This is a genomic window from Rhodothermales bacterium (genome assembly GCA_013002345.1).
GTDB lineage: Bacteria > Bacteroidota > Rhodothermia > Rhodothermales > JABDKH01 > JABDKH01.
Window position 1 is genome coordinate 1 of the sequence record JABDKH010000317.1, and the last position, 2153, is coordinate 2153.

The 2153-nt window shown below is 58.4% G+C and carries 1 protein-coding gene; it reads right to left on the minus strand.

The features are described 5' to 3' along the window. Positions 1 to 280: 280 nt before the first annotated feature. A complete protein-coding gene (locus HKN37_15075) occupies positions 281 to 1531 on the minus strand; it encodes a cytochrome C (protein ID NNE47972.1) in 1251 nt (416 codons plus the stop codon). Positions 1532 to 2153 lie beyond the last annotated feature (622 nt).

The following is a 2153-nucleotide window of genomic DNA, read 5'->3' on the forward strand; positions in this document are numbered from 1 at the left end:
TTCTTGCCGCGGGACGGGGCGGCCGCGCGTGCTGATCTGTTCGCCAAGCTGAATTACTGGGGGCGGTGGCTCGGCGACATAGAAAAGGTTATCTAGTCGCCGCCGCAATAGGGTCGCTTGTCGACCCGATGCAGACACTAGCGCGGGCGCTGATTCGTACTTGATCCGACGGCTGTCGGAAATTGGTGCGCCCAGAATCCCGTGCAGTCATACTAAACTGCACGGGCTAGAGCGTCCTTCAACGCCGCAGGAACTCGGCGATCCGGGAGCGTTACTGGCTCTAGAAGAAATCGTCCGTGAGCGTCTCGAGGAACGCGACGATCGCGTCCTCCTCCTCGTCGGTCAGGCCAAGGTCTCCAAGCTCGTCACGGTTGACGTTTTCGGCGATTTCCGGAGCCGGCCAGCAGCCCTGGGTGATCGCATCCTCCATCGTGGTCAACGGATTGGCACACTCTTCTTTCACGTCCCGCGTGTTGTAGAAGTGCACGATGCCCTTCAACGATTTGAAGTAGCCGTTGTGCGCGTAGGCCTTGACCGATTCAGGAGTCGGCTTGGCGCCCACGTTCCTCATGGTCGGGACTTTCATCTTGCCGAGTTCGGCCCGCCACACCTCTTCCGGTTCACCGCGAGACCGCAGGAACCCACCGAGGCCCGGGTCACGAAAGTCCGGGTCCGCCACAAGCGCCGGGTTTTCGGGATTAACCGGTACGCCGAGGTTGTCGTAGGTGAAGTTGGTGAATGCCGGCTGCTTGCCGCTCACGGTATGGCAAAACTTGCATTTTCCCTTGCCCTTGAACAGCGTGAAGCCGCGCTTCTCCTGCTTGGTGAACTTATAGTTACCCCCTCGGACTGCATCAAACTTGGAGCTAAATGACCGCTCGCTAGGACCGGCTTCGTACTCAGCAATCGCCAGCGCGATGTTGTCGTACTCGGTCTCGACCTTGGCTCGATCGTCCGCGTCCAGCGGCACCGGATCGCCGTCCGCGCAGAGCGTGTTGGCGTCTGCCGGGAAATCGATCGTGAAGATGTTGTCGCCGAATACTTCTCCGTAGAGGAAGCCGTAAGACGACACCGATACTCGGTGAACGACGCAGGCGTTGTCCGGCAGCGCCTGCTCCTTCGGATTGAGGAACGGGCCCTGCGCCTGGTCTGCCGATGGCCAGCCGAGCTTCTCGCCGGTCGCGCGCCCATCCCAGAAGTTACCGCCGACCCACGTACCCTTCTTGTCGAGGTGCAGCACGGGGCTCAGCGTCGCGTAGTCAGTCTCCGGAGGCTTGCGGTCGCCGAAAGCGCCGGGGATCGACCCCTCGTAGACAGCGCCGTGGGCGTTGACGAAGGAATCCGGGCCGGTGGAGCCCCAGGCATCGTCGTGGCACGAGGCGCACGACTGGTTGTTGTTGATCGACAGATTTACATCCTCGAAGATCTCGTCACCGAGTTCCTGAATCGGCGTCTGCTGCGCTCCGGCTCCCACAGCCACTCCCAGGAGCAGGATTGTGAGGACCGTCAAGAGATTGTGCCTGAGCGTCATAAGTCACCCCCTATTATGTCAAGTGCAATTCAGAATGATCTTTGCTCGTTATTGATATGCAGGACCGCACATAAACGGGTAACAGACTTAGTAGCCCCTCACTAGTCGTGATTGTCCCTATTTGTATCGGTATTCCATATTGTCCTTCGAGATGATCAGTCAATTTCAAACGCCCCCTGATCGATTACCTACGAGCGGGTCGTTTACCGACCGTCTTCTGCCTCAGTGCCCACGCAGAGTTTTGCCGTCTGATCGTCTTGTTCTGGCCGTGAAGCGAAATTAGCCTGGCAGGCTGCTCAGGCTCGCCGAGGGGTCGCTTGTCGACCCACAGCAGACATTATCGTCGCGGCTGGCCCAGAATATAGTGAGGGTCTGCTGCTGACCCTTTATAGATAGTCAGTCTCTCCCTCAGTGATACTAAGAGACAGCCGGCAGGTATCTGTCGGTGAGGGGGACATGCACCCGTAGACTACGAATATGTTGACCCAAACATGCGATGTTTACCGCTTTGGCTTCGAGTCTACAGGTGCGCTTGAGCTCGACAACGAATACTCAGGGATCGCCGCGTAACCGGCTCACCTATATTGCCTTCGCAGAGTTCATGCATGCATGTCCCGAGTGC